The 21,956-nt window shown below is 71.7% G+C and carries 18 protein-coding genes and 2 pseudogenes; 9 read left to right on the plus strand and 11 right to left on the minus strand.

The features are described 5' to 3' along the window. Positions 1–126: 126 nt before the first annotated feature. Positions 127–1,404 carry an extracellular solute-binding protein gene (locus tag AB0D99_RS33190; RefSeq protein ID WP_362371005.1) on the minus strand — a complete coding sequence of 426 codons (1,278 nt, stop codon included), beginning with the start codon at positions 1,402–1,404 and terminating at the stop codon, positions 127–129. Between the two features lie 337 nt (positions 1,405–1,741). On the opposite strand from AB0D99_RS33190, the gene AB0D99_RS33195 reads away from it, so the two are divergent. The 3 genes from AB0D99_RS33195 to AB0D99_RS33205 all read left to right on the plus strand — a co-directional run bounded on the left by AB0D99_RS33195 (position 1,742) and on the right by AB0D99_RS33205 (position 5,531). Then, positions 1,742–3,469: an alpha-amylase family glycosyl hydrolase gene (locus AB0D99_RS33195; RefSeq protein ID WP_362371008.1), complete on the plus strand. Its 1,728-nt coding sequence runs from the start codon at positions 1,742–1,744 to the stop codon at positions 3,467–3,469. A gap of 25 nt (positions 3,470–3,494) precedes the next feature. Beyond that, positions 3,495–4,523 (plus strand): LacI family DNA-binding transcriptional regulator, encoded by a 1,029-nt coding sequence (locus AB0D99_RS33200; protein ID WP_362371011.1) that lies wholly within the window; start codon positions 3,495–3,497, stop codon positions 4,521–4,523. A 93-nt stretch (positions 4,524–4,616) separates the two neighbouring features. Then, the gene (locus tag AB0D99_RS33205) at positions 4,617–5,531 is read left to right on the plus strand and encodes a phosphatase PAP2 family protein (RefSeq protein WP_362371015.1); all 915 of its coding nucleotides are present in this window, start codon (positions 4,617–4,619) and stop codon (positions 5,529–5,531) included. Here the strand turns inward: AB0D99_RS33205 and AB0D99_RS33210 are convergent. Both AB0D99_RS33210 and AB0D99_RS33215 read right to left on the minus strand, forming a co-directional pair. After that, positions 5,515–7,083 (minus strand): amidohydrolase, encoded by a 1,569-nt coding sequence (locus AB0D99_RS33210; protein WP_362371018.1) that lies wholly within the window; start codon positions 7,081–7,083, stop codon positions 5,515–5,517. The two genes, AB0D99_RS33205 and AB0D99_RS33210, sit on opposite strands and share 17 nt — an antisense overlap. Next, positions 6,993–8,681 (minus strand): APC family permease, encoded by a 1,689-nt coding sequence (locus tag AB0D99_RS33215; RefSeq protein WP_362371021.1) that lies wholly within the window; start codon positions 8,679–8,681, stop codon positions 6,993–6,995. The genes AB0D99_RS33210 and AB0D99_RS33215 overlap by 91 nt, the downstream gene beginning before the upstream one ends. Before the next feature lie 104 nt (positions 8,682–8,785). On the opposite strand from AB0D99_RS33215, the gene AB0D99_RS33220 reads away from it, so the two are divergent. Then, the gene (locus AB0D99_RS33220) at positions 8,786–9,394 is read left to right on the plus strand and encodes a TetR/AcrR family transcriptional regulator C-terminal domain-containing protein (protein ID WP_362371024.1); all 609 of its coding nucleotides are present in this window, start codon (positions 8,786–8,788) and stop codon (positions 9,392–9,394) included. A 53-nt stretch (positions 9,395–9,447) separates the two neighbouring features. On the opposite strand, the gene AB0D99_RS33225 is transcribed toward AB0D99_RS33220, so the two are convergent. Beyond that, entirely contained in the window at positions 9,448–12,435 is a 2,988-nt protein-coding gene (locus AB0D99_RS33225; RefSeq protein ID WP_362371027.1) for a bifunctional [glutamine synthetase] adenylyltransferase/[glutamine synthetase]-adenylyl-L-tyrosine phosphorylase, read from the minus strand. 295 nt (positions 12,436–12,730) lie between these two features. Here AB0D99_RS33225 and AB0D99_RS33230 point away from each other — a divergent pair, with 295 nt between their 5' ends. Genes AB0D99_RS33230 through AB0D99_RS33240 form a run of 3 tightly spaced genes read left to right on the plus strand, consistent with a single transcriptional unit; the run spans position 12,731 to position 15,805 of the window. Then, complete coding sequence (locus tag AB0D99_RS33230) at positions 12,731–14,806, plus strand: PIG-L family deacetylase (RefSeq protein ID WP_362371030.1); 2,076 nt, start codon at positions 12,731–12,733, stop codon at positions 14,804–14,806. A gap of 56 nt (positions 14,807–14,862) precedes the next feature. Then, the gene (locus AB0D99_RS33235; RefSeq protein ID WP_362371033.1) at positions 14,863–15,363 is read left to right on the plus strand and encodes a pyridoxamine 5'-phosphate oxidase family protein; all 501 of its coding nucleotides are present in this window, start codon (positions 14,863–14,865) and stop codon (positions 15,361–15,363) included. Positions 15,364–15,373: 10 nt separating this feature from the next. Continuing rightward, positions 15,374–15,805 (plus strand): VOC family protein, encoded by a 432-nt coding sequence (locus tag AB0D99_RS33240; protein WP_362371036.1) that lies wholly within the window; start codon positions 15,374–15,376, stop codon positions 15,803–15,805. A gap of 193 nt (positions 15,806–15,998) precedes the next feature. Here AB0D99_RS33240 and AB0D99_RS33245 read toward each other — a convergent pair whose 3' ends face one another. The 4 genes from AB0D99_RS33245 to AB0D99_RS33260 form a co-directional block, all read right to left on the minus strand. Beyond that, entirely contained in the window at positions 15,999–16,499 is a 501-nt protein-coding gene (locus AB0D99_RS33245) for a GNAT family N-acetyltransferase (RefSeq protein WP_362371088.1), read from the minus strand. 73 nt (positions 16,500–16,572) lie between these two features. Next, positions 16,573–16,989, minus strand: a complete 417-nt coding sequence (locus tag AB0D99_RS33250) for a VOC family protein (protein WP_362371039.1) — start codon at positions 16,987–16,989, stop codon at positions 16,573–16,575. A 9-nt stretch (positions 16,990–16,998) separates the two neighbouring features. Continuing rightward, entirely contained in the window at positions 16,999–17,421 is a 423-nt protein-coding gene (locus AB0D99_RS33255) for a helix-turn-helix transcriptional regulator (protein ID WP_362371042.1), read from the minus strand. A gap of 87 nt (positions 17,422–17,508) precedes the next feature. After that, entirely contained in the window at positions 17,509–18,645 is a 1,137-nt protein-coding gene (locus AB0D99_RS33260; protein ID WP_362371045.1) for a hypothetical protein, read from the minus strand. 121 nt (positions 18,646–18,766) lie between these two features. On the opposite strand from AB0D99_RS33260, the pseudogene AB0D99_RS33265 reads away from it, so the two are divergent. Then, a pseudogene (locus AB0D99_RS33265) lies at positions 18,767–19,089 on the plus strand (transposase); the annotation flags it as partial. 63 nt (positions 19,090–19,152) lie between these two features. On the opposite strand, the gene AB0D99_RS33270 reads toward AB0D99_RS33265, so the two are convergent. Both AB0D99_RS33270 and AB0D99_RS33275 read right to left on the minus strand, forming a co-directional pair. After that, positions 19,153–19,548: a hypothetical protein gene (locus AB0D99_RS33270; RefSeq protein ID WP_362371048.1), complete on the minus strand. Its 396-nt coding sequence runs from the start codon at positions 19,546–19,548 to the stop codon at positions 19,153–19,155. A 33-nt stretch (positions 19,549–19,581) separates the two neighbouring features. Beyond that, positions 19,582–19,686 (minus strand): annotated as a pseudogene (locus tag AB0D99_RS33275) (IS5/IS1182 family transposase); the annotation flags it as partial. A 40-nt stretch (positions 19,687–19,726) separates the two neighbouring features. Between AB0D99_RS33275 and AB0D99_RS33280 the strand changes: the two are divergent. Then, positions 19,727–20,272: a GrpB family protein gene (locus AB0D99_RS33280; protein WP_362371052.1), complete on the plus strand. Its 546-nt coding sequence runs from the start codon at positions 19,727–19,729 to the stop codon at positions 20,270–20,272. Between the two features lie 299 nt (positions 20,273–20,571). Here the strand turns inward: AB0D99_RS33280 and AB0D99_RS33285 are convergent, their stop codons facing one another. Beyond that, entirely contained in the window at positions 20,572–21,933 is a 1,362-nt protein-coding gene (locus AB0D99_RS33285; RefSeq protein ID WP_362371055.1) for a glutamine synthetase family protein, read from the minus strand. Positions 21,934–21,956: the final 23 nt, after the last annotated feature.

Here is a 21,956-nt window from a genome sequence, read left to right on the forward strand (position 1 = left end):
GATCGCGGTGGCCGCCGAGTCCACCGTCGCCACGCGCATGAGCGCGCCCCCGTCCTTCGACGTCCCGCGGCCTTCACCGCCGACTGGCTGCTGGTGTCCACAGCCATCAGCCGGCCTGCCTTCCTGTTACTTCCAGTCCTTCAGGAGCTTGCGGTAGGCGTCACCCGTCGCCTTGGCGCCCTGCTCCGGGGTGGCCTGGTTGGTGAGGACCTTGGTGTACTCGGTCTGCAGCGGAGCGAAGAGGCTGCCGCCCTCGGGGATCCAGGGGCGCTCGACGGCCTTCTCGACGACCGGCCTGAAGAAGCTGATCATCTCGTTGCTCGCGACGTCCGGCTTGATGTAGACGGACTCACGGGTCGGGAGCAGGCTGAGCTCCTTGGCGGCGGTGGTCTGCGCCTCGACGGAGGTCATGTACTCGACGAAGGCGTAGGAGGCGTCCAGGTTCTTGGAGCCCGCGTACACGGCGAGGTTGTGGCCGCCCTGCGGGGCGCCCTGGCCGGCGGAGCCGGCGGGGACCGGCGCGATGCCGAGGTTCGCCTTGTCGGTGAACTCCTTGCCCGCGTAGGTGTCGGCGACGGCCCACGGGCCGTTGATCATCATCGCGACCTTGCCGTCCTTGAAGGCGGCCTGCATGTTGTCCCAGCCGTTGGTCGCGTCGGTGATCGCGGCCTTCGAGTCGACCAGGTCCTTCACGGTGGAGAAGGCCTTCACGCCGGCGGCGTTGTCGATGGTGACCTTCTTCTGCTCGGCGCTGGCCATGTCGCCGCCCTCGCCGTAGAGGAAGGAGAGGAACCAGTAGGCGTCGTCGCCGCGCAGGTAGAGAGCGGTCTTGCCGGTCTTCTCCTTGATCTTGGTGGCGACGGACTTGAGCTCGTCGACGGTCTTGGGGACCTCGACACCGGCGTCCTTGAAGATCTTCTTGTTGTAGAAGATGCCCATGGAGTCGATGACCTGCGGGACGCCGTAGGTCTTGCCGTCGTACTTGGTGGAGGCGGCGGCCTGCTTGAGGAAGTCCTTGTCGTCCTTCAGCGCGGCGGTGCCGTCGAGCGGCGCGAGGTAGCCGAGGTTCGCGAAGTCCGGGGTCCAGGCGACCTCGGAGCGGATCACGTCGGGGGCGCCACTGCCGGACTGGGCGGCGTTCTTGAACTTGTTCTGCGCCTCGCCGAACGGCACGTTCACGTACTTGACGGTGACCTTGGGGTGCTTCTTGGTGAAGTCCTCGGCCAGCTTCTTGAAGACCTTGTCCTCGCTGCCGACCGTGGAGGTGTCCCACCAGGTCACGGTGCCGGAGAGCTCGCCCGAGCCCTTCGAGCCGCCGCCGCCGTTGCCGTCATCGCTTCCGCACGCCGCCAGGGTCACGCCCAGGGCCGCGACCAGCGCGGTGGCCGCTATGCCACGCCGCATGTGAACTCCTTCAACTGATCCCGGGGTGACGAGGGGCTGGAACCTGCCTCATGCGACCGCTCCCTCGCGGCGCGCCGGGTTGCCAGGAACGTAACAGGGATGAAAACGAGCCGAAAGAGCTTGCGAGAACTTTCTGCAAGGAGCGGGGATCGTTACATCGGCGTGTCCTGAAGGTTGCCGACGAGTCGCTTGACAGCGAGATGGGAGGGCCTCTTGCGGGGCGCCGGGCGGCCTGCAAACCTTTTCATCACCGCTTGCAGGACCGTTTCATGTCCGCTTTGACCTCGTTGGGCAGGAAGACGACCCACATCCGGAACACGCGAGAGGGGCACCGCACATGGCCCACGAGCTCACCTCACCGTCGCCGTCGAACCTTGCAAGTCCTTGCGACAGCCGTACCGAATGGTGGCGGGACGCCGTCATCTACCAGGTGTACGTCCGCTCCTTCGCGGACAGCGACGGCGACGGGATCGGGGACCTGCGCGGGGTCCGGGAGCGGCTGCCGCACATCGCCGGCCTCGGCGCGGACGCGGTGTGGCTGACGCCGTTCTACGCCTCCCCGCAGGCCGACGGCGGCTACGACGTGGCGGACTACCGGGCCGTGGACCCGCTCTTCGGGGACCTGGCGGACGCCGACGACCTGGTGCGCGCCGCGCACGCGCTGGGCCTGAGGGTGATCGTGGACATCGTCCCCAACCACACCTCGGAGCGGCACCCCTGGTTCGAGGCGGCCCTCGCGGGGACGGGCCGGGACCGGTACGTCTTCCGCCCCGGCCGGGGCCCGGACGGCGCCCAGCCCCCCAACGACTGGGAGTCCGTCTTCGGCGGCCCCGCGTGGACGCGGGTCGCGGACGGCGCCTGGTACCTGCATCTCTTCGCGCCCGAGCAGCCGGATCTGAACTGGTCGAACGAGGAGGTACGGGCCGAGTTCGACTCCGTGCTCCGGTTCTGGCTCGATCTGGGGGTGGACGGCTTCCGGATCGACGTCGCCCACGGCATGGTCAAGGCGGAGGGCCTTCCGGACATCGGACGCGGGCAGCAGGCGAAGCTGATCGGCACCCAGCGGCTGCCCTTCTTCGACCAGGACGGGGTCCATGAGATCCACCGCGGCTGGCGGCGGCTCCTGGAGTCCTACGGCCCCGACCGCATCGGGGTGGCGGAGGCGTGGGCCCCGACCCCGGAGCGGCTCGCCCTGTACGTACGCCCCGACGAACTGCACCAGGCGTTCAACTTCCAGTTCCTGAACTGCCCCTGGGACGCGGAGGCGCTGCGGTCGGTCGTCGACGCCTCGCTGCGCGCGACGGCCTCGGTCGGGGCGCCGACGACCTGGGTCCTCTCCAACCACGACGTCGTGCGGCACACCACCCGGTACGGCAGCCCGGAGCGCGCTCGGGCCGCCGCCCTGCTGATGCTGGCGCTGCCCGGCTCGGCCTACCTCTACCAGGGTGAGGAGCTGGGCCTGCCCGAGGTCGCCGACCTGCCGGACGAGCTCCGCCAGGACCCGGCGTTCTGGCGCGGCGACGGCCAGGACGGGCTGCGCGACGGGTGCCGGGTCCCGCTGCCCTGGACGCCCGACGGCCCGTCGTACGGCTTCGGTCCGGCCGGTTCGTGGCTGCCGCAGCCGCCGGAGTGGGCGGCTCTCAGCGCGGCGGCCCAGACCGGTGACCCGTCCTCGACCCTGGAGCTCTACCGGAGCGCGCTGCGGCTGCGCGGGGAGCACCCCGCGCTGGGCGCGGGCGACGCGGTGGAGTGGCTGGACTCGCTTCCCTCGGGGGTGCTGGCGTTCCGCCGCCGCTCCCGGGAAGGAGACGTGGTGGTCACCCTCAACACGACGGAGCGGGAGGTGGTCCTGCCGTTCGCCGGAAGGCCGCTCCTGAGCAGCGAAGGGACCGCGGCGGCGGCCGCGCAGGGCGGCGACCCGGTGGCCGGAAGCGGCCGGGCCGGTGACGGAAGCGCGGACTCCGGCCCCGTACTCCCCTCCCCCGCGGGCGAGTTCACGGACCGCTCCGCCGATGGGCGCAACGTCCGGGTTCCCGCCGACTCCTGCGTTTGGTGGGCAATCTGACGTGCGACCGGTACAGTCCAATCCCATGACCGCGCGGCTTGCCGACATCGCAGCCCAGGCGGGGGTCAGTGAAGCCACAGTCAGCCGCGTGCTCAACGGCAAGCCCGGTGTGGCCGCGGCCACCCGTGAATCCGTGCTTGCCGCACTCGACGTCCTCGGATACGAGCGGCCCGTGAGGCTGCGCCAGCGCAGCGCCGGGCTCGTCGGGCTGATAACCCCCGAACTGGACAACCCGATCTTCCCCGCGCTCGCGCAGGTCATCGGGCAGGCCCTGACACGCCAGGGCTACACCCCCGTCCTCGCCACCCAGACCCCCGGCGGGTCCACGGAGGACGAACTCACCGACATGCTGGTCGAGCGGGGCGTCTCCGGGATCATCTTCGTCTCCGGGCTCCACGCCGACACCACCGCCGACATGACGCGCTACGACCAGCTGCGCGGCAAGGGTGTCCCGTACGTCCTCATCAACGGCTTCTCGCCGAAGGTGCAGGCTCCCTTCGTCTCGCCCGACGACCGGGCCGCGATGCAGCTGGCCGTGACGCATCTGGCGGCGCTCGGACACACCCGGATCGGGCTCGCCGTCGGGCCGAAGCGCTTCGTGCCGGTCCTGCGCAAGATCGAGGGCTTCCAGCGCGGGATGAAGGAGCGGCTCGGGCTCACCCCCGAGGAGTCCGAGAAGCTGATCCAGCACTCGCTGTACACCCTGGAGGGCGGGCAGGCCGCCGCGGGCGCCCTGATCTCCGCCGGCTGCACGGCCGTCGTCTGCGCGAGCGACATGATGGCACTCGGTGCCATCCGGGCGGCCCGGCAGCAGGGGCTCCAGGTCCCCAAGGACGTCTCGGTGGTCGGCTTCGACGACTCGCCCCTCATAGCGTTCACCGATCCGCCGCTCACCACGATCCGGCAGCCGGTGCAGGCGATGGGACAGGCCGCGGTCCGCGCCCTGCTGGAGGAGGTCGGGGGAACCCCGGCCCCGCACAGCGAGTTCGTCTTCATGCCTGAGCTGGTCGTTCGCGGTTCAACCGCTTCCGCGCCGCATCAGGGCAACCACTGAGCCGGGACTCCGTCCCAGGGTGGAGCGTGTGCGCCCCGAACCCGTCCGAGGGATGATCGGACGGGGGGCGTGGATCTGGCAGACTCTCCTCCTATGGGTGAATCGACCGTGAAGAGTTTGGAAGGCCGGACAGCGGCCGCCCCGTCACCCATGCCGGACGGTGGCGGGGTGCGGGCACGCCTTCGCGCGCCCCGGCGTCCCAGGATCTGGTTCGAGATCCTGCTGATCGGTGTCAGCTACTGGACCTACTCCCTCATCCGCAACGCGGTCCCGGAGCAGAAGGCCCAGGCGCTGAAGAACGCCGACTGGATCTGGGACGTGGAGAAGTCCCTCGGGCTGGCCTTCGAGCAGTCGGTCAACCATGCCGTCAATTCGGTGACATGGCTGATCGTGTCGATGAACTACTACTACGCCACCCTGCACTTCGTCGTGACGATCGGTGTGCTCGTGTGGCTGTACCGATGGCAGCCGGGCCGTTACGCCGCGTCCCGTACGGTCCTGTTCGCCACCACCGGTGTGGCACTGGTCGGTTACTACCTGTATCCGCTCGCGCCGCCCCGGCTGATGAACGGCCAGAACTTCGTCGACACGGTCCTGGTGCACCACACTTGGGGTTCGATGGCCTCGGGCAACCTCAAGCACATGTCGAACCAGTACGCGGCGATGCCGTCGATGCACATCGGCTGGTCGCTGTGGTGCGGTCTGATCATCTTCGCACTGGCCTCGGCGCCCTGGGCGCGCATCCTCGGCCTGCTCTACCCGGCCGCGACCCTGGTCGTGATCGTCGCCACCGCCAACCACTTCTGGCTGGACGCGGTGGGCGGCATGATCTGTCTGGCCTTCGGCTTCGCCGTCTCCTACTTCTGGTACGGCGCGCTGCCCCAGCGGCTCCCCAAGTTGGTGGAGACACCCGAACCGGTGGCGCAGGGCGGTCCGCCCCCGGGCTCCCTCACGGAGTCGGAGACGGACCGTGCGCGGGCCTCGTCGAAGGTCAGCTCCGGTAGGTGATCCTGCCGCCGGCCGTCGTCAGCCGGATCGGCGCCTGCGCGGTCTCGTCGGCGGGCGCCGTCACCGGGTCGACCGTGAACGCGGTCAGATCCGCCCGGTATCCCGGGGCTATCCGCCCCGCGACCCGCTCCTCGCCCGCCGCGACCGCCGCATGCGTGGTCATGCCCTCCAGCGCCATGAGACCGGTCAGCCCGGGGCGGGCTGAGGCCGCCCCGCGCGGGGCCTGGGCGGTGGCCAGGACCTGACGGGCGTCGTGGTGGGCGATCGGCCAGTCCGAGCCGAGTGCGAGGTACGCGCCCGCGTCCCGCAGGTCACGGCAGCGCCAGGCCCGGTCCGCCCGCTCGTCGCCGAGCCGCCTGGACCACTCGTCCGTGTGGTCGGCGCGGGTGTACGCGGTGTGCGGGGGCTGCATGGAGGCGACGACGCCGAGGGCGGCGAACCGGGCGAGTTCGCCGTCGGGGACCGTCTCGATGTGCTCGATCCGGTGCCGCGGGCCGCCGGCACCCAGTGCCGCCACCGTGTCGAGGACGTGCCGGACCGCCGCGTCTCCGATGGCGTGGGTGGCGGTGCCGACCCCCGACGCGTGGAGGTGGCGTACGGCGGCGGCGTACGCGGCCGGGTCGGGCCAGAAGGCGTCGGTGCCCTGGCCGTGGCAGTCGGCATGCTCCAGCCACGCGGTGCCGCCCTCGACGGTGCCGTCCATGAAGAACTTCACCCCGCCGACCCGCCACAGCCGCCCGGAGCTCTCCTGGAGCCGTACCAGCTCGTCCAGCTCCTCCGGGGTCGCGCCGGGCATGCACCAGGGCGCGAGCCGGAGTCGTAGCGGCAGGTCGCCGTCGGCCTCCAGGGCGGTGAGAAGCCCGGGGACGTCCTGGCCGCCGAGGTCCATGACGTGGGCGCCGGTCAGTCCGGTGGCGGCCATGGAGGTCAGCAGCTCGACCAGCCGGTCCCGCCGCTCGGCGTAGGGCCGGGCGGGCAGCACGGGCGTCATGAGGTCCATGGCGGCGTGCTCGACGAGATGGCCGGTGGGCCGTCCTTCGCCGTCGCAGACGATCTCGGAACGCTGGGCGAACGCGCGCGGGCCGTCGATGCCCGCGGCCTTCAACGCCCGTCCGTCGGCGAGGGCGGAGTGGCCGTCGTAGAGCCGCAGGAAGGCGGGGGCGCCGCCGAGGACGTCCTCGATGAGCTCGCGGTGGATCGGCCGGCCGCCGAAGACGTTGTGGTCGAGGGCGAAGCCGATGATCCAGCCGTCGCGGCGCTCGGCGGTGGCGAGGACCGCGCGCAGCTCGTCGAGGTCGCGCACGCCGGAGAGGTCGGTGCCGGTGAACATCTCCAGGCCCCAGACGGGGTGGCTGTGGGCGTCGGTGAGGCCGGGGGTGAGGGTGGCGCCGCCGAGGTCGACCGTCTCGGTGCCGGGCCCGCGCCAGGAGCGGGCCTCGGCGTCGTCCCCGACGGCGGTGATCAGTCCGTCACGGACGGCGACGGCTGTGGCGCCGGTGAGCCCGGGGTCGCGGACACGGGCGTTGACGAGGACGAGGTCGGGTGCGGACACGAGGACGGTGCTCCTTCTGCGGGGTTCTCGGTTGCGGTCGCCGCGGTGTCGTACGCGGCGGTGGTGTACGCGGCGGCGCCGGATTCCGAGGTCTCGGGCCCCTCCGTCTCGGGCCCCTCCGTCTCGGGCCCCTCTGTCTCGGGCTCCGCCGTCTCGGGCTCCGCCGTCTCGGGCTCCGCGGCGAAGTTCGCGTAGACCTCGGGGCGGGTGCGGCGCAGCCGGAGGGCGAGCAGGAGGCCGAGGACGAAGACGGCGGGGACGAGCGCGAGCAGGACGGTGTTGACGGTGGCGGAGGCGCCGGTGAACAGCTCGACGTTCAGGGCGACGAGCGTGATCGCCCCGGCGAGCAGGACGAAGGCGGTGACGGGGGCGACCACCGTGCGCAGGAGGCCCTCGTCGTGGCTGATCCGGCGGAAGAACAGCGGCACGGCCAGTGCGGCCAGCAGTTGCAGGACCATCAGGCCGATCATGCCGGGGGTGTTCACCCAGAGCAGCAGCTGCTGGTACGGGTCGGCTCCCGCGGCGGCGAAGGCGAGGACGACGGCCGCGCCGAGGACGGTCTGCAGGATGCCGGCGAGGTACGGGGAGCGGTGGCGGGGGTGGACGCGGCCGAGGGCCTTGGGCAGGACGCCCTCCTCGGCGAGCGCGAGGCCGTAGCGGTTGATCGCGTTGTGGAAGGCGAGGAGCGAGGCGAGGACGCTGGTGACGATGAGGATGTGCATCAGGTCGGCCGCCCAGGCCCCCACATAGGTGGTGATGGCGGCGAAGAAGAGGCCGCCGGGGTCGTCGGTCGCGGCCCGGACCACCTGGTCGTCGCCGAACGCCTGGATGACGGTCCAGACGACGAAGGCGTAGAACAGGCCGAGGAAGGTGACGGCGATGTACGTGGCGCGGGGCACGGTCCGGTTCGGGTCGCGGGCCTCGCGGCGGTAGATGACGGTCGACTCGAAGCCGGTGAAGGCGGCGAAGGCGAAGGCGAGGACGGCCGCGCTGCCGGGGACGAGGACGTTGTCGGGCGTGAACGAGGCGAGGGAGAGCCCGTCCGCGCCGCCGTCGAGGAGCACGCCGCCGGCGAGCAGGACGAGGATTCCGGTCTCGGCGACGAGCAGGACGCCGAGGACCTTGGCGCCGAAGTCGATGGAGCGGAAGCCGCCGTACCAGATGAGCAGGAGACCGGCGAGGGAGACGGGCAGCCAGGGGATGTCGACGCCCCAGAGGGCCTGCGCGGTGTCGGCGGTGGCGGTGCCGAGCAGTCCGTAGACGCCGATCTCCATGCCGTTGTAGCCGAGCATGGCGAGCAGGGCGGCGGCGATGCCGACGGGCTTGCCGAGGCCGCGGGTGATGTAGGCGTAGAAGGCCCCGCCGCTCCGGACGTGGCGGCTCATGGTGGTGAAGCCGACGGCGAAGACCGTCAGGGTGATGCCGGCGAGGAGATAGCCGGCGGGGGCGCCGATGCCGCCGAGGACGACGGCGATGGGGGCGACGCCGGCCATGACCGTGAGCGGGGCGGCGGCCGAGACGACGAAGAAGGAGATGTCGGCGGTGGAGAGGGTGCCGGTTCTCAGCCCCTGGGGCGCGTCGGAGGTGGATGAGGACATGGGAGGGGAAACCCTTCCGCGAAAGGAAACCTAAAGGCTTTCGGTTTGCGGCAATGTAGCCTCCGTCACGGCGTACGGGAAGACCTCACAGAGAGAGCGGGTACATGGGACGGCCGCGGACCCCTTTGCTCGACCGGCAGCGCATCACCACGACGGCGCTCGAACTCGTCGATGAGCAGGGCGAGTTCAGCGTTCCGCAGATCGCGCGGAAGCTCGGGGTGCAGACCGCGTCGGTGTATCACCACGTGGACGGCCGGGCCGGGGTCGTCGAGCTGATGCGGGAGCGGGTCTGCGAGGCGATCGACGGCTCGGTCCTCGACCGGGAGCCGTGGGACACCGCGCTGGCGGACTGGGCCCGCTCCTACCGCTCGGCGTTCGCCGCCCACCCCCGGGTGATCCCGCTGCTGATGACCTCGCCGGTGCGCGCCCCGAAGGTGCTCGCACAGTACGAGCACGCGGTCGTCAGGCTGCTGGCGTCCGGCTTCGGGAACGCCGAGGTCATGACGGTCATCGTGGCCCTGGAGAACCTGGTCCTCGGCTCGGCCCTGGACCTGGCCGCGCCCGAGGCGATGTGGGAACTCCCGGACGACGCGACGACCCCCCGGCTGGCCGAGGCGCTGGCGGCGGTCGGACCGGCACGGGCGGACGCGGCGTTCGAGCTGGCGCTCGGGGCGTTCCTCGCGCACTGCCGGGAGCTGCTGGACAACCGGTAGGTGCCCGGGCGGCACCGGGCGGGCGTCCGCCGGTCGGGCCGGCGGGAGGCCCCCTACGCCCCGTAGAACAGCTCCTCGACGACGGCGCGGGCGCGGCGGGTGATGCGGCGGTAGTCCTCCACCATCTCGCCGACGTGGCCGGGGGTGTAGCCCAGGTACCGTCCGACCGCGGCGAGTTCGCGTCCGTCCGAGGGGAAGGTGTCCCCCGGGCGGCCGCGTACCAGCATCACCGCGTTGCGGACGCGGGTCGCCAGGACCCATGCCTCGTCGAGGATCTGGGCCTCCTCCGTGGGGAGGAGCCCGGCCGCGTGGGCGGCGGCCAGGGCCTCCCGGGTGCGGGTGGTGCGCAGGCCCGGCTCGGCCCAGCCGTGCCGCATCTGGAACAGCTGGACCGTCCACTCCACGTCGCTCAGCCCGCCCCGGCCGAGCTTGGCGTGGAGCGTCGGGTCCGCGCCGCGCGGCAGCCGCTCGGTCTCCATGCGGGCCTTCAGACGCCGTATCTCGCGCACCGCGTCCTCGCCCAGACCCTCGGCCGGGTAGCGCAGCGGGTCGATCAGGTCGATGAAGCGCTCCGCGAGGTCCGCGTCGCCCGCCATGGGGGCGGCGCGCAGCAGCGCCTGGCTCTCCCAGACCAGGGACCAGCGGCGGTAGTAGGCCTCGTACGACTTCAGGGTGCGGACCATCGGGCCGCTCTTGCCCTCCGGCCGCAGGTCCGCGTCGATGAGCAACGGCGGGTCTGCCGTGGGGACCTGGAGCAGTCGGCGCATCTCGGTGACGATCTGGTTCGCCGCCCGGGCCGCCTCCTGCTCGTCGACGCCCTCGCGCGGCTCGTGCACGAACAGCACGTCGGCGTCGGAGCCGTATCCCAGCTCGTTCCCGCCGAAGCGGCCCATGCCGATGACCGCGAACCGCGTCGGCAGCGTGTCGCCCCACCCCTCCCGCACCGCGGCCCGCAGCGCGCCCGCGATCGTCGCCGCGTTGAGGCTGGTCAGGGCCTGGCCGACCTGGTCGACCAACGCGCCCGGATCCGCCTCGCGGGGGTTGTCCTCCGTCCCGTACGAGCCGATGAGATCGGCCGCCGCGGTACGGAACAGCTCCCGGCGTCGTACGCCACGGGCCGCCGCGACCGCCTGTTCGGCGCCGTCGGCGCGGCCGACCGCCGCGAGGATCTCCTGCTCCAGGTGCTCGCGCCCGCGCGGCTTCAGCCCCTCCGGGTCGCCGAGGATCGCCACCGCCTCGGGGGCGCGCAGCAGCAGGTCGGGGGCGAGCCGTCCGGCGGAGAGCACGCGCGCGAGGTTCTCGGCGGCCGCGCCCTCGTCCCGCAGCAGCCGCAGGTACCAGGGGGTCTTGCCGAGCGCGTCGGAGACCTTGCGGAAGCCCAGCAGCCCGGCGTCGGGGTCGGCGGAGTCCGCGAACCAGCCGAGCAGGACCGGCAGCAGCGTCCGCTGGATCGCGGCCTTGCGGGTGACCCCGGAGGCGAGCGCCTCCAGATGGCGCAGGGCGGCGACGGGATCGGCGTATCCGAGGGCCTCAAGACGCTGACCTGCGGCCTTCGAGCTGAGCCGGGCCTCGCCGGGGGTGAGCTGGGCGACGGCGTCGAGCAGCGGCCGGTAGAAGAGCTTCTCGTGCAGCCGGCGGACCACCGAGGCGTGCCGCTTCCACTCCTTGTTGAGCTCGGCGACCGGGTCGGTGCGCAGGCCGAGGGAGCGGCCGAGGCGGCGCAGATCGCTCTCGCCCTCGGGGACGAGATGGGTGCGGCGCAGCCGGTACAGCTGGATGCGGTGCTCCATGGCGCGCAGGAAGCGGTACGCCTCGTCGAGCTGGGCCGCGTCCGCGCGGCCGACGTAGCCGCCGGCGGCGAGCGCCGCGAGGGCGACCAGCGTGGTGCCGCTCTGCAGCGTCGCGTCGCCGCGGCCGTGCACCAACTGGAGGAGCTGAACGGCGAACTCGACGTCCCTGAGGCCCCCTGGCCCGAGCTTCAGCTCGCGGTCGATCTGGGCGGCCGGGATGTTGTCGACGACCCTGCGCCGCATCTTCTGCACGTCGGGGACGAAGTTCTCGCGCTCGGCGGCCTGCCAGACCAGCGGGGAGACGGCGTCGATGTACTCGGCGCCCAGCTCGGGGTCGCCCGCCACCGCCCGCGCCTTGAGCAGGGCCTGGAACTCCCAGGTCTTGGCCCAGCGCTGGTAGTAGGCGAGATGGCTCGACAGGGTCCGCACCAGCGGGCCGTTGCGGCCCTCGGGGCGGAGATTGGCGTCGACGGGCCAGATGGTGCCCTCGACGGTCGTCTCGGAGCAGATCCGCATGAGGTGGGAGGCGAGCCGGGTCGCGGCCTGGATCGCCTTGCCCTCGTCGGCGCCCTCGACGGGCTCACCGACGAAGATCACGTCCACGTCGGAGACGTAGTTCAGCTCGTGGCCGCCGCACTTGCCCATGGCGATGACGGCGAGCCGGCAGTGGGCCGCGTCGGCGGGGGCGGCCGTGCGGGCGATGGCGAGCGCGGCGCGCAGCGTCGCGGTGGCGAGGTCGGCCAGCTCGGCGGCGGCCTGGGCGACGTCGGTGGTGCCGCAGACGTCCCGGGCGGCGATCGCCAGGAGGCAGCGGCGGTAGGCGACGCGGAGGGTGACCGGGTCGACGGCCTCGGCGAGGCCCCGCTCGAAGTCGGCGACCCCGGGGTGCAGATCGGCGGCCTCGTAGGTGACGAGGGCCTGCCAGTCCTTGGGGTGCCGGGCCAGGTGGTCGGCGAGCGCCTCGGAGGCGCCGAGCACCCCGAGGAGCCGGTCCCGGAAGGGCTTGGCCGAGAGCAGGGTGGAGCTGAGGGTCTGGCGCTCCTCGTCGGGCTGCGCCTCGACGAGGCGGACCAGGCCGCGCAGGGCGAGGTCGGGGTCGGCGGTGGCGCCGAGCGCGTCGAGGAGCACCGGGTCGTCGCGCAGGGCGGCGAGGTCCGGGACGTCGAGCAGGCGTTCGGCGGCGGACGGATCGGTGAACCCGTGCCGCAGCAGCCGGGTGAAGATGCTGCCCCTGCGCCCCGGCACCGTCATTCCGCGACTCCCTCCACCCGTCCGCGAGGCCGCTCTTCCGAGGGCGTCGATGCCGCTCTTCCGAGGGGCCTTGATCGAGCCTATCCGGAGCGGCCGACGCGGTCGCCTCGAAGGACGGAAATGTCGAAATGGGGCATAACATCCCACTCTGCGCCTTCGTTTCGCAGAGGATCACACGTGATGTCACGCACATTGCTCACTATTCGCGGCCGATGAACCGTACTCCTTGAAAGTCCCTCTTCCTGGCCGAAGCGCTGCCCCGGCCCTGTTCGTCCTTCGAAAGTGCATACCGTCGATGCGTGTCCGTCTCCGTCGCCCCTCCCTCACGCCCCGCGCCCGGCTCGTCTCCGCCCTGACGGCGACCGCGCTCGCGGGCGGTTCGCTGGCGGGGTTCGTCCACCTCACCTCCGGCACCGTCTCCGGAGCCCCGACGAGCCAGGAGGCGAAGGCGGCCGACGGCCCCTCGCGTCAGGCGGCGGCCCCCGCACGCGAGACGAAGCCGGTCCGCACCTCCGACGTCGCCGTGGCCCAGATCGTGGCCCACCCGGACGACGACCTGTACTTCATGAACCCGGACACGGCCCAGTCCATACGCTCGGGCTCGGCCCTGACCTCCATATACATGACCTCCGGGGAGTCGGACGGCGTCAACGCCCGGCCGCGCGCCCCCCATCGGCCCGCACCCGACAAGGCGGCCTTCGCCGAGGCCCGGCAGAACGGGATACGCGCGGCGTACGCCGAGATGGCCACCGGCAACCGCACCAGCCCCTGGGACCGGGTCGTCATCCCCACCGCCGGCGGCGCCCGCGCCGAGCTGGACGTCCTGCGCGCCCAGCCGCAGATAAGCCTGGTGTGGCTGCAGATGCGCGAGGCGGGCTCCATCAACGGCGACCGCCCGCACAGCCTGAACGGCCTGTGGAACGGCCGGGTCGAGTCGCTGGCCTCGCAGCGCGCCGCCGGAAGCCCCGTCGACACCGACTTCTCGTACACGAGGGAACAGGTGATCGACACCCTCGCCGGACTCCTCGCGCGGTTCCGGCCCACCTTCGTCCGGATGCAGGACCCGACCCCGGGCCGCAATGCCAGGACCGGGACGTACACCGACCACCAGGACCACCTGTACGGCGCCCGGTTCGCGCAGGCCGCCCTGGCTCAGTACGCGACGACCACCGGCCGCCCCCACTTCGGCGTCCAGAACTACCTCGGCTACCCCACCGGCACGCTGCCGCGCACCCTCGACCCGGCGTCGGCCGGCGCCAAGCTCAGCACCCTGAAGACCTACGCCTGGGTCGACGAGGTCAACGACTGCGCCGACGCGGCCGGCTGCGGCGACCTCAAGGTGGCCGGGCGCCCCGGCGGCTGGGGCTGGACCGAGACCATCCGGTACGCCCGCGGCACCTCCACCTCCTGGGTGCAACGCGACACCGACGGGGGCCTGCACGCCTTCTCGGTGCTCGACGGCCGCCTCGCGGTGTGGAAGAAGCCCGCGGGCGGGGCCGGCGACTGGCGGGGGCCGGTCCTGCTCGCGGGCGACGGCCTGGACAGCGGGGTCACCTCCGTACGGCTCAAGGACGGCCGGATCGCGGTGTTCGGCACCCGTACGACGCTCTCCTCGGCGCAGGCGTACGGCCGCGAGGTGGTGACGACCGAGCAGTCCGCGCCCGGCGGCGCCTTCGGACCGTGGCGGTCGCTCGGCACACCGGAGAAGAACGACGCCCGCGGCACCTCCGACATCAGCGCCCCGGCCGTGGCCGTGGACGGCAGCGGCCGGGCGACGGTGCTGCTGCGCGACAGCCGGCACCGGCTGACCGCGCGGGACCAGGGCGCCGACGGCGCGTGGGGCCCCTGGCGCGCCCTGGGCGGCGAGGGTCTGTTCGGCGACCCCGTGGCCACGACGGACGGCGCGGGCCGGATCCACGCCTTCGCCGGGACGACGAAGACCGTCCTCACCTGGTCGCAGCAGCGACCCGGCGCGCCGCTCTCGGGGCCGCTGCCGACCGGGCTGCCGGCGACGACGCTGGCGCTGAGCGCGAGTCCCGTCCCGGACGGGCAGGGCGTCCGCCTCTGGTTCCGCAAGCCCGCCTCGGGCGACCTGCGCACGGCCGACCTCTCCGGCGGCGCCCTCGCCTCTCCGGTGACCGAGCTGGCCGGCGGGGTCGCCGGCTTCGGTCCGGTGGGCGGCGGTCAGGGCCTGCTGGCGGTCCGCTCCCGTACCGGCGAGCTGGCGACGGCCCCGGCGGCGAGCGCGGGCACCCGGCCCCTGTGGACGCTGGAGAAGTTCCTGTTCTCCGGCGCCCCCGGCGGGGTCGTGGACGGAGTCGCGGCGATGGGGCTGGACGGCAAGCTGCACTGGACACCCGCCGTGCGATGAGTTCCGGGCCGGTGCACGGTCTTCCCTGAAGGAAGACTCACCGACTGGAGGACATCATGGCGCCGGAGACCACCCTGGACCCCCGCTTCAGCGACCCGAAGGCCCGCGCCGCCGAGTGGTCCGAGGCCGCGGCGCGGCTGGCGGAGGCCGAGGTGTTCTGGCTGACCACCGTCCGCCCGGACGGCCGCCCGCACGTCACCCCGCTGATCGCGGTGTGGTCGGAGGGCGCGCTGCACTTCTGCACGGGCCCCGAGGAGCGCAAGGCGCGCAATCTGGCGGAGAACCGGGAGGTGGTCCTCACCACCGGGAACCCCTCGCTCGCCGACGGCTTCGATCTGGTGGTCGAGGGTACGGCCGTCCGGGTGACGGACGAGGCCCGGCTACAGGCGCTGACCAGGGCGTACGTCGAGAAGTACGGCGACGATTGGCGATTCGACGTGCGCGACGGCGCGTTCGTGGGCGACGGTGGGACGGCCCTGGTGTTCGCCGTGGCGCCGCGCACGGTGTTCGGCTTCGCCAAGGGCGACCCCTTCGGCCAGACCCGCTGGCGTTTCTGAGGAGAGCTGCATGAACCTGACGCTCGAAGTCGTCCCCGTCCCGGTCACCGACATGGACCGTGCGAAGGAGTTCTACGGCGAGAAGTGCGGCTTCAAGATCGACCTCGACGACGAGGTCGCGCCCGGGATGCGCATCATCCAGGCGACGCCGCCGGGCTCACGCTGTTCGATCGCGATGCTCAGCGGGATGCCGTCGATGCCCGGGACCACGAACATGGCCCCCGGCACCCTGCACGGCCTGCAGCTCTGCGTCACCGACATCGAGGCGGCCCGCAAGGAACTCGTCGACCGGGGCGTGGACGTCAGCCCGGTCCGGCACGTCGGCGGGACGGGCTGGGAGGAGGGCAAGGGCGAGACGTGGAACTCGTTCATGTCGTTCCAGGACCCGGACGGCAACGGCTGGGTGGTCCAGGAGGCCCCGTCGGAGCTGTCGGAACGCTGAGAGGGACGGGCACGGCGAGTCCTGCGGGCGCGCCGAGAGGGACGGGCACGGTCGGTCCGTGCAGGCGCGCCGAGAGGGACGGGCACGGCGGGTCCGTGCGGGCGCGCCGTGAAGGACGGGCACGGCCGGTCCGTGCGGGCGCGACCACGGCTGGTCGGTCCGTCGACCGCCGGAGGACTCCACGGCCCCGCACTCAGGCCACCGGCGTGAAGTCCATCCGGTAGTACCGCACCCGCTCGTCCTCCCCCGCGTACCGCATCCCGGCCGCCTCCATCACCCGCTGGGAGGCGACGTTCGCGAGATCGGCGTCTCCCCTCGCGCCGGCGACGCCCTGCTCCCGGGCCAGTTCGAGCAGGGCCCGCAGCGCCTCGGTGGCGTACCCGAGCCCCCGTACCGCCGGGACCAGCCCGTACCCGACGGTCACGAAACGCTCGTCGTCCGGCCGGCCGTGGAAGCCGATCCCGCCCACGGCGGCCCCGTCCGTCCGCCGCCGTATCTCGTACGCCCCGAACACGCCCGGATCCCCCTGAGCGGCGCACACACCGAGGAATCCGCGTGCCCCGGCGACGTCGCCTTCGGCCGGGTACCCGGGCGCCCAGTGGTCCTCCGGGGCGGGCGCCAGTGCGGCGATCCGCTCGGCCTCGGCGACGGTGAGCGGGTGCAGCACCAGACGTCCTGTGACGAACGAGGTGATCTTCATCGGGGCAGTGTCCGGCCGTCCCCGACGGACCGTCAACAGCGCGAATCAGGACACCGCGCGGACGGGGTCACCGCCCGCGGGGCTGGCTGAAGCGCAGCATGTTCCCCGAGGGGTCGCGGAAGGCGCAGTCGCGGACGCCGTACGGCTGGTCGACCGGCTCCTGGAGGACCTCGCCGCCCGCGGCGCGGACGCGTTCGAAGGTGGCGTCGACGTCGGCGGTGCGGAAGATGACGCCGCGCAGCAGGCCCTTGGCGAGGAGTTCCGCCATGGCCTCCCGGTCGGCGGGCGAGGCGTTCGGGTCGGCGAGGGGCGGTTCGAGGACGATGTCCACGTCGGGCTGCGAGGGGGCGCCGAGCGTCACCCAGCGCATCCCCTCGAACCCGACGTCGTTGCGCACCTCCAGACCGAGGGCGTCCCGGTAGAAGGCGAGCGCCTTGTCGTGGTCGTCGACGGCGATGAAGCACTGCGAGAGTGTGATGTCCATGCGTTCACGCTACGAGCGGGGGTCGGCTTTCGCTTCTCCGTTCCTGACCGGTCGCGTGTGGATCTTGGCGATGCAGGCGGGGATGGCGGCGCCGTCCCCGTGGTCGCGGGCCCGGTAGGCGCTGGGGCTCTCGCCGACGAGCTCGGTGAACCGCGAGCTGAACGACCCCAGCGACGTACAGCCGACCTCGAAGCAGACCTCCGTCACGGACAGGTCCCCGCGCCGCAGCAGCGCCTTGGCGCGCTCGATCCGGCGGGTCATGAGGTAGCTGTACGGGGTCTCCCCGAAGGCGGCCCGGAAGCTCCGGGAGAAGTGCCCCGCCGACATGAGCGCGACCCGCGCCAACGCCTCCACGTCCAACGGCTCCGCGTAGTCGCGATCCATCAGGTCACGGGCCCGGCGCAGCCGAACGAGATCCTCCAAGCTGGTCACCCGACCACCATCGCACAGCCCCGGGGTCCGGCGCCGACACTCGTCCCGGGCCGTTCGTCGGCTGTCGCCCGGGAACGGGGCGGTGGCTCAGAATCCCCTGATCGCGAAGGGGCGCGTCTCGGAGTCCCCCTCCCCGGCGGCCGGAGCGTCCGTTGCCACGCCGACGACGGTGAGGGCACGGCCCGTGGTGACGACGTCGGCGGCCGCCGTGCCCTGGGTGCCCACCACAGGGAGACGCAGCGCCTGCCAGCGGCCGTGCCGCAGTCGCGCCCCGATGGGCTTGGTTCCGTTCTGGTCCCCCACCACGGCGACCGCGTCGCGTGCGACGGTCACGCCGTAGAGCCGCCCCTGACCGACGGGGGCGTCGACCACGCTCCACCGGGTGCCGTCGAAGTGTGCGACCAGCCCGTGGTCCCTGCCGTCCGCTCCGCGCTCGACGCGGCCGACGGCCCATACGTCGCTCGGTCCGTTCGAGGCGAGCGCGGTGAACTCCGCTGCCAGGGAATCGAGTTCGGGTGCGGACCGCCGGGACCAGGACGTGCCGTCGTAGTGCAGCAGCAGAGGGCGGAGTCCTTCCGGCGTGCCGATGGCGCCGGCGGCCCACACGTCGTCCGGGGCGATCGCCGTGATGTCCCACAGCGACCAGTAGTCGGTGCCGAGCGCGGGTGGCGCCACCTGCCGCCATGCCACGCCGTCCCAGCGCTCGATCAGCCCGTGGAAGGTGAAGAGCGGGCCCTCGGGCTGGGTCCAGCCGACCGCCCACGCATCGTCCCGGTCCACGGCGTCCACCCCCAGGAAGCCGCCGCTCAGCGCGGACTCGGGGAGGGGCGCGGGCGCGAGCTTCCAGCCGGTGTCGTCTCGGTGCGCGGTGTGGATCGTGCGTGTGCCCTCGTCGGCATCGCCCACCAGCCACGCGTCGCCCTCGGGGCTCGCGCCGATCGCGTTGATGCGGGTCCGGGTGTCGTCCAGCGGGGTGGGTATCCGCTTCCAGCGGTGCGAGGAGTCCTCCCGGCTGAACAGGACGGGGCGGAAGAGCCGCTGCTTGCCCTCGTCGGAGCTGCGGAAGCCCGCCGTCCAGGTGGTGTCGGCGTCGATGCGCTCGGCGTCGAGCAGCCGGGCGGTCCCGGCCGGGAACTCCTCGGTGACCCAAGGGCCCGGCGCGGGCCCGAAGGCAAGGGTCATGGCGGCGAGGCCGCAGGTCAGGGCGGGCGGTAGGCGCCTCATCGGTTGGTCGGTCCCTTCGGGGCGGTGATCAGTGGATCCGTACGTCACCCGTCCCTGAGCGCCGCCACCGTCGAGAGGTTGAGCCCCTTCCTGATCCATCCGCCGACGGGGCGGACCCGAGCCGCCTGTGCGCGGCAAGCGCGGCCGGCCCCGGCGCGGCCCGGACGTGGTGTTGGCCGATCGCGGCTACGACCACGACACGTACGCCGCCTGGTCTGGAGCCTCGGCGTCAAGCCGCTGATCGCCCGGCGCGGTACCGGGCACGGCTCCGGCCTGGGTGCCCAAAGGTGGGTCGTGGAGCGCGCGTTTGCTCACCTGCATTGGTTCCACCGTCTGCGGATCCGCTGGGAGATACGCGACGACATCCACGAAGCCTTCCTCACGCTGGGATGCGCGCTGATCTGCTGGCGTCGGCTTGCGGCCGTTCAGCGGCGCCACTCGTAGGTCATGGGTGAAGTCTTCTGAAGGACCGCATTCTGTTTCCGTTAGGGGCTCTAAGACGTCATCTCATTTGGCGAGGTGTCGCCGGACAAACGGTGCCGTTCCCAGGACGAGTGCGGCGAAGACGGTCAGTCGTTGAAGGCCAGGCTGGGCGGCGAAGCTGCTGTGCTGGATGCCGTAGACCACGTACCAGTTGGCGGCGAGGTCGGTCGCCACGATGGCGCAGGCGAGGTCGGTTCCTCGGCGTTCGCCCCTGATCAGGAACACAGCGGCAAGCGTGTCGAAGAGCGCCAGCGACGACCAGTAGAGGTTGAGCCAGCTTGGCGCCCAGGCGTAGGGGTGCAGACCGTGGCTGAGAAGGTCGGCTACATGCGCGGAAGCGCCGACGAAGAGCAGCACGGCCGCGATCACACAAACCGAAATGACCACCCAGCGCGGGGTGTGGCACATCCATCCGATCACGCCGTGGATCGTCCCATTTCCGGGCGCTGCCCGTCAGGCCACCAGCTTGCGATTGCAGATGAGAGCGACTGCGATGCCGGCGAAGGCCCGGAAGCGCTCGGCCTTGCGCTCGTAGCGGCGGTGCAGGCGGCGGCAGCCGCCCATCACGGTTGTGGCAAGCCCTGCAACACTTCTCAGCATGGGAGAGCCAGTCGAGATCGTGCCTTACGACCCTGCGTGGCCAGCCATGTTCGCCAAGTGGGGCACGTGCCTGCGTGTCGCCCTCGGTGATGCTGTGGCTCGTATCGACCACATCGGGTCCACCTCGGTGCCAGGACTGGTGGCCAAGCCGGTGATCGACATCCAGATCTCAGTGGCATCGTTGGAAGCGACGGATGCATTCCTGCGCCCGCTGACAGAGATGGGGCTCGTGTACCGGGCGGACAATCCCGAACGGACCAAACGATACTTCCGGGAACCTCCAGGTCAGCGCCGGACCCACGTGCACGTGCGGCAAGCGGGCAGCTTCTCCGAGCAGTTCCCCCTACTGTTTCGCGACTACCTCCGGTGCCACACGGCTGCCGCGAACGAGTACGCGGCAGCCAAGAAGCACTGCGCAGCCAGATTCCGCAACGACCGTCCCGGCTACGTCCAGGCAAAAGATGCCTTCGTATGGGACATCATCCGACGCGCCGACGCCTGGGCCCAGCACACCGGCTGGGCTCCCGGTCCCAGTGACGCCTGACCAAGCTTCCGATCACAGCCGAAGCCGAGGCCGTCGGAGTCACGCCGGCGAGAACGTCAAAGCGCTCAGCACGTACGCGGGCCACGGCGACCCCGGCTTCACGCTCCGGGTCTCCACGCACCTCATGCCGAACAGCGACGGACGGACTCGCCGGGCCGTGGATGGCCTGTACGAGGGCACCGTTTCCACGTCCGACGGCCCAGAGACGGCCCAGGACCGGGTGAGACGACTCAGGGCCGACGGTTCGCACCCGTCGGCCCTGATCGTCGTTTCGGGGAGAAACCCCCTCCGACCTGCGCCTACAGCACCGGCAGGTTCTTCCGGAGCTCGAAGGCGGTGACCTCGGAGCGGTACTCCTCCCACTCCTGCTTCTTGTTGCGCAGGAAGAAGTCGAAGACGTGCTCGCCCAGCGTCTCCGCGACCAGCTCGCTCTTCTCCATCAGGGCGATCGCCTCGCCCAGGTTCTGCGGCAGCGGCTCGATCCCCATCGCGCGGCGTTCCGCGTCCGAGAGCGCCCAGACGTCGTCGTCCGCTCCGGCCGGGAGTTCGTAGCCCTCCTCGATGCCCTTGAGGCCCGCCGCGAGCAGGACCGCGTAGGTCAGGTAGGGGTTGGCGCCCGAGTCGATCGAGCGGACCTCGACGCGGGACGAGCCCGTCTTGCCCGGCTTGTACATCGGGACGCGGATCAGGGCCGAGCGGTTGTTGTGGCCCCAGCAGATGTACGAGGGGGCCTCGCCGCCCGCGCCCGCGCTGCGGGCCGAGCCGCCCCAGATGCGCTTGTAGGAGTTGACCCACTGGTTGGTGACGGCCGAGATCTCGGCGGCGTGCCTGAGCAGGCCGGCGATGAAGGAGCGGCCCACCTTGGAGAGCTGGTACTCCGCGCCCGACTCGTAGAAGGCGTTGCGGTCGCCCTCGAAGAGGGAGAGGTGGGTGTGCATGCCCGAGCCCGGGTACTCCGAGAACGGCTTCGGCATGAAGGTGGCCTGCACACCCTGCTCCAGCGCGACCTGCTTCATGACCAGGCGGAAGGTCATGATGTTGTCGGCCGTGGAGAGCGCGTCGGCGTAGCGGAGGTCGATCTCCTGCTGGCCCGGGGCGCCCTCGTGGTGGGAGAACTCGACCGAGATGCCCATCGACTCCAGCATCGTGATGGCCTGGCGGCGGAAGTCCATGCCCACGTTCTGCGGAGTGTGGTCGAAGTAGCCGGAGTTGTCGGCGGGGGTCGGCTTCGTGCCGTCCAGCGGCTTGTCCTTCAGCAGGAAGAACTCGATCTCGGGGTGCGTGTAGAAGGTGAAGCCGAGGTCCGAGGTCTTGGCCAGGATGCGCTTCAGGACGTACCGCGGGTCCGCGAAGGACGGGGAGCCGTCCGGCATGAGGATGTCGCAGAACATCCGGGCGGTGCCCGGGGCCTCCGCGCGCCACGGCAGGATCTGGAAGGTGCCCGGATCCGGCTTGGCGATCATGTCGGATTCGTATACGCGGGCGAAGCCCTCGATGGCGGAGCCGTCGAAGCCGATGCCCTCGTCGAACGCCTGCTCAAGCTCGGCGGGCGCCACGGCCACCGACTTCAGGAAGCCGAGGACGTCGGTGAACCACAGCCGCACGAACCGGATGTCGCGCTCCTCGAGCGTCCGGAGCACGAATTCCTGCTGCTTGTCCATTTCCACACCCATCTTTGCTGGTC

It is taken from the genome of Streptomyces sp. NPDC047971, from assembly GCF_040653355.1.
Classification (GTDB): domain Bacteria; phylum Actinomycetota; class Actinomycetes; order Streptomycetales; family Streptomycetaceae; genus Streptomyces.

Excerpts from the sequence above, each read along its gene's own strand:
- AB0D99_RS33190 (WP_362371005.1), bottom strand. The coding sequence starts at position 1,404 with ATGCGGCGTGGCATAGCGGCCACCGCGCTGGTCGCGGCCCTGGGCGTG.
- AB0D99_RS33195 (WP_362371008.1), top strand. The coding sequence starts at position 1,742 with ATGGCCCACGAGCTCACCTCACCGTCGCCGTCGAACCTTGCAAGTCCT.
- AB0D99_RS33200 (WP_362371011.1), top strand. The coding sequence starts at position 3,495 with ATGACCGCGCGGCTTGCCGACATCGCAGCCCAGGCGGGGGTCAGTGAA.
- AB0D99_RS33205 (WP_362371015.1), top strand. The coding sequence starts at position 4,617 with ATGGGTGAATCGACCGTGAAGAGTTTGGAAGGCCGGACAGCGGCCGCC.
- AB0D99_RS33215 (WP_362371021.1), bottom strand. The coding sequence starts at position 8,681 with ATGTCCTCATCCACCTCCGACGCGCCCCAGGGGCTGAGAACCGGCACC.
- AB0D99_RS33220 (WP_362371024.1), top strand. The coding sequence starts at position 8,786 with ATGGGACGGCCGCGGACCCCTTTGCTCGACCGGCAGCGCATCACCACG.
- AB0D99_RS33225 (WP_362371027.1), bottom strand. The coding sequence starts at position 12,435 with ATGACGGTGCCGGGGCGCAGGGGCAGCATCTTCACCCGGCTGCTGCGG.
- AB0D99_RS33230 (WP_362371030.1), top strand. The coding sequence starts at position 12,731 with ATGCGTGTCCGTCTCCGTCGCCCCTCCCTCACGCCCCGCGCCCGGCTC.
- AB0D99_RS33235 (WP_362371033.1), top strand. The coding sequence starts at position 14,863 with ATGGCGCCGGAGACCACCCTGGACCCCCGCTTCAGCGACCCGAAGGCC.
- AB0D99_RS33240 (WP_362371036.1), top strand. The coding sequence starts at position 15,374 with ATGAACCTGACGCTCGAAGTCGTCCCCGTCCCGGTCACCGACATGGAC.
- AB0D99_RS33250 (WP_362371039.1), bottom strand. The coding sequence starts at position 16,989 with ATGGACATCACACTCTCGCAGTGCTTCATCGCCGTCGACGACCACGAC.
- AB0D99_RS33260 (WP_362371045.1), bottom strand. The coding sequence starts at position 18,645 with ATGAGGCGCCTACCGCCCGCCCTGACCTGCGGCCTCGCCGCCATGACC.
- AB0D99_RS33280 (WP_362371052.1), top strand. The coding sequence starts at position 19,727 with ATGGGAGAGCCAGTCGAGATCGTGCCTTACGACCCTGCGTGGCCAGCC.
- AB0D99_RS33285 (WP_362371055.1), bottom strand. The coding sequence starts at position 21,933 with ATGGACAAGCAGCAGGAATTCGTGCTCCGGACGCTCGAGGAGCGCGAC.